General features: G+C 66.8%; 3 protein-coding genes. All 3 read left to right on the top strand.

Annotated elements, in window-relative coordinates; all coding sequences use genetic code 11:
• Positions 1–1,566, top strand: a 1,566-nt coding sequence (locus tag GH664_RS21720) for a Re/Si-specific NAD(P)(+) transhydrogenase subunit alpha (RefSeq protein ID WP_153170209.1), incomplete at its 5' end; no start/stop codon positions are given.
• A 10-nt stretch (positions 1,567–1,576) separates the two neighbouring features.
• Complete coding sequence (gene pntB / locus GH664_RS21725) at positions 1,577–2,992, top strand: Re/Si-specific NAD(P)(+) transhydrogenase subunit beta (RefSeq protein WP_153170210.1); 1,416 nt, start codon at positions 1,577–1,579, stop codon at positions 2,990–2,992.
• 149 nt (positions 2,993–3,141) lie between these two features.
• On the top strand, positions 3,142–3,895 hold a 754-nt coding region (locus GH664_RS21730; RefSeq protein ID WP_153170212.1), incomplete at its 3' end, for a (Fe-S)-binding protein.

The raw sequence follows: 3,895 nt of genomic DNA on the forward strand, positions 1-3,895 counted from the left end.
CCGCGCGAGACCGCGTCTGGCGAAAAACGCGTAGCGACCGTTCCCGAGGTGGTGGGCAAGCTCATCAAGCTGGGCTTCTCGGTTGCGGTGGAAAGCGGCGCCGGCGCCGCGGCGAACTTCAGCGACGAGGACTACCGTGCCGCCGGCGCCGAGGTGCTGCCGGGCGCAGCCGATGTGTGGGCGCGGGCCGACGTCATCTTCAAGGTGCGCCCGCCGACGCTGGAAGAAGTCGGCCTGATGCGCGAAGGCGCGACGCTCATCGGCTTCGTGTGGCCGGCGCAGCACCCCGAACTGATGCAGGCACTGCAGGCCAGGCGCGCCACCGTGCTGGCGATCGACTGCCTGCCGCGGCAACTGAGCCGGGCGCAGAAGATGGACGCGCTGTCCTCCATGGCGGGCATCAGCGGCTACCGCGCGGTGGTGGAGGCGGCCAACGCCTTCGGTCGCTTCTTCAACGGTCAGATCACCGCCGCCGGCAAGATTCCGCCGGCCAAGGTCTTCATCGCCGGTGCCGGTGTGGCCGGCCTGGCGGCGATCGGCACCGCCGCCAATCTCGGCGCCGTCGTGCGCGCCAACGACACCCGTGCCGAGGTTGCCGACCAGGTCGTGTCGCTGGGTGGCGAATTCGTCAAGGTGGACTATGAGGAAGAAGGCTCGGGCGGCGGCGGCTACGCCAAGGTCATGAGCGAGGGTTTCCAGGCCGCGCAGCGCGAGATGTACGCGCGCGAGGCCAAGGACGCCGACATCGTCATCACCACCGCGCTGATCCCGGGCAAGCCGGCACCGCGGCTCATCACTGCCGAGATGGTGCAGACCATGAAGCCCGGCAGCGTGATCGTCGACCTGGCGGCCGAGCAGGGAGGCAACTGCGAACTCACCGTGCCCGGCGAGGCGGTGGTGCGCCATGGCGTCACCATCATCGGCTATACGGATCTGGTGAGCCGCCTGGCCAAGCAATCCTCGACGCTGTACTCGAACAACCTGCTGCGCATGACCGAGGATCTGTGCAAGGCGAAGGACGGCAACGTCGTCGTGAACTTCGAGGACGATGCGATCCGCGGCCTCACCGTGATCAAGGCCGGCGAACTTACCTGGCCGGCGCCGCCGCCCAAGCTGCCCGCTGCGCCCGCCAAGCCCAAGTCCGCCGCGCCGATCACCGCGCCCAAGGGCCACGGCCATGGCGCCGGCGAGCCGATGTCGGCGACGACGCTGGCGGTGGTGTTCGGCATCGGCGCGGTGCTGTTCCTGCTCGTCGGCCTGTACGCGCCGGCCGCCTTCCTGGCGCACTTCACGGTGTTCGTGCTGGCCTGCTTCGTCGGCTACATGGTGGTCTGGAATGTGACCCCCTCGCTGCACACCCCGCTGATGAGCGTGACCAACGCCATCTCGTCCATCATCGCCATCGGCGCACTGGTACAGGTGGCACCGCCCTTGTCCGACAGCGTGGTCGACCGACCCAACGCCCTGATCCTGGGCCTGGCTGTGTTCGCGCTTGCGCTCACGGCCGTCAACATGTTCGGCGGCTTCGCAGTGACGCGTCGCATGCTGGCGATGTTCCGAAAGTAAGGAGACACCCATGACATCAAGCCTTGCCACTGTCTCGTACATCGGCGCCACCATCCTCTTCATCCTCAGCCTGGGAGGCCTCGCACACCCTGAAAGTGCGCGCCGCGGCAACCTGTTCGGCATCGTCGGCATGACCATCGCCGTGCTGGCCACTGTGCTCGGCCCGCAGGTCACGTCGGCTGGCATCCCTTGGATCATCGGCGCCCTTGCCGTTGGCGGCGCGATCGGCCTCATCGCTGCGAAGAAGGTGCAGATGACGCAGATGCCGGAGCTCGTCGCGCTGATGCACAGCCTGGTGGGCCTGGCCGCCTGCCTGGTGGGTTTCGCCAGCTATGTGGATACCTCGGCAGTGTTCCCCACTGCGGCCGAGAAGGCCATCCACGAGGTGGAAATCTACGTCGGCATCTTCATCGGCGCGGTCACCTTCTCGGGCTCGCTCATCGCCTTCGGCAAGCTGTCGGGCAAGATCGGCGGCAAGCCGCTGCTGCTGCCGGCGCGCCATGCGCTGAACCTGGTGGGCCTGCTGGTGGTGATCTGGTTCGGACGCGGCTTCCTCAACGCGCACGACATCCATGCCGGCATGACGCCGCTGCTGGTCATGACGGTGATCGCGCTGCTGTTCGGCATCCACATGGTGATGGCCATCGGCGGCGCCGACATGCCGGTGGTCGTCTCGATGCTCAACAGCTACTCGGGCTGGGCGGCGGCGGCCACGGGCTTCATGCTCAGTAATGACCTGCTGATCGTGGTCGGCGCCCTGGTCGGCTCCTCGGGCGCAATCCTGTCCTACATCATGTGCCGTGCAATGAACCGCAACTTCATCAGCGTCATCGCCGGCGGTTTCGGCAGCGGCGCCGGTGCGCCTGCAGCAGCGTCCGCGGCTGGCGAGCCGCAAGGCGAGGTCACCCCGATCAGCGCGGTCGACACCGCCGAACTGCTGCGCGAGGCGAAGAGCGTGGTCATCGTGCCCGGTTACGGCATGGCGGTGGCGCAAGCCCAGCACGTCGTATGCGAGATCGTCAACAAGCTGCGCCAGAGCGGCGTCAAGGTGCGCTTCGGCATCCATCCGGTGGCAGGCCGCATGCCTGGCCACATGAACGTGCTGCTTGCCGAAGCGAAGGTTCCCTACGACATCGTGCTGGAGATGGACGAGATCAACGATGACTTCTCCGACACCGACGTCGCCATGGTCATCGGCGCCAACGACATCGTGAACCCGGCCGCCCAGGAAGATCCGGGCAGCCCGATCGCCGGCATGCCGGTGCTGGAAGTCTGGAAGGCGAAGACCTCCATCGTCATGAAGCGCAGCATGGCTTCCGGCTACGCCGGCGTGGACAACCCGCTGTTCTACAAGGAGAACAACCGGATGTTGTTCGGTGATGCCCGGAAGATGCTCGATGAAGTGCTGGGCGCACTCAGCGCCTGATGCGCTAGGCGGCTCCATGCGATGAGGCCCTGAGGAGCGAGGCGGCTGCAGCGTGCGCTGCGGCCGCCTCGCGCTGCCGCAGAACGATTCGGCACGCGTGGGTCGCGCATGAACAATCGGATCGACAACCTCCGAGAGGATCGACTGCCATGATTCAGCCTACAAACACCCCGCGCCCCTCGTCGTCGCCGCGAGTCGCGCTGTTCGTCACCTGCCTGGTCGATGCGATGCGCCCCAGCGTGGGATTCGCCGCGCTCAAGCTGCTGCGCGACGCTGGATGCCAGGTCGAAGTACCTCAGGCGCAGACCTGTTGCGGTCAGCCCGCCTTCAACAGCGGCGACACCGCCCACGCCGCCGCGCTCGCGCGCCATTTCATCGAAACCTTCGAAGGCTACGACTACGTCGTCGCCCCTTCAGGATCCTGCGTCGGGATGACGCGGGCGCATTACGCCGAAGCCCTCGCCGATGATCCGGCCTGGGCAGCGCGGGCGCATCGGCTCGGCGAACGTACCTACGAACTGATGAGCTTCCTCGTGGACGTGATGCGTTTCGCACCGGCCGATGTGAAGCTCGACACCAGCTTCACCTATCACGACAGTTGCTCCGGCCTGCGGGAGCTCGGCGTCCATGACCAGCCGCGCGCGCTGCTGGGCAAGGTGGCGGGACTCACCCTCAAGCCGCTCGAAGGCAACGATGTGTGCTGCGGCTTCGGCGGCACCTTCTGCGTCAAGTACCCGTCGATCTCGAACGCGGTGGTAGGCGAAAAGGCCGAAGCCATCGAGCGCAGCGGCGCGAAACTGCTGCTGGGAGGCGACCTCGGTTGCCTGATGAACATGGCCGGCAAGCTCAAGCGCAAGGGCTCGAGCGTGCGCGCCTTCCATGCGGCCGAAGTCCTGGCTGGCA

Origin of the sequence: Thauera sp. 2A1 (assembly GCF_009469595.2) — a bacterium.
GTDB lineage: Bacteria > Pseudomonadota > Gammaproteobacteria > Burkholderiales > Rhodocyclaceae > Thauera.

Excerpts from the sequence above, each read along its gene's own strand:
- pntB (WP_153170210.1), top strand. The coding sequence starts at position 1,577 with ATGACATCAAGCCTTGCCACTGTCTCGTACATCGGCGCCACCATCCTC.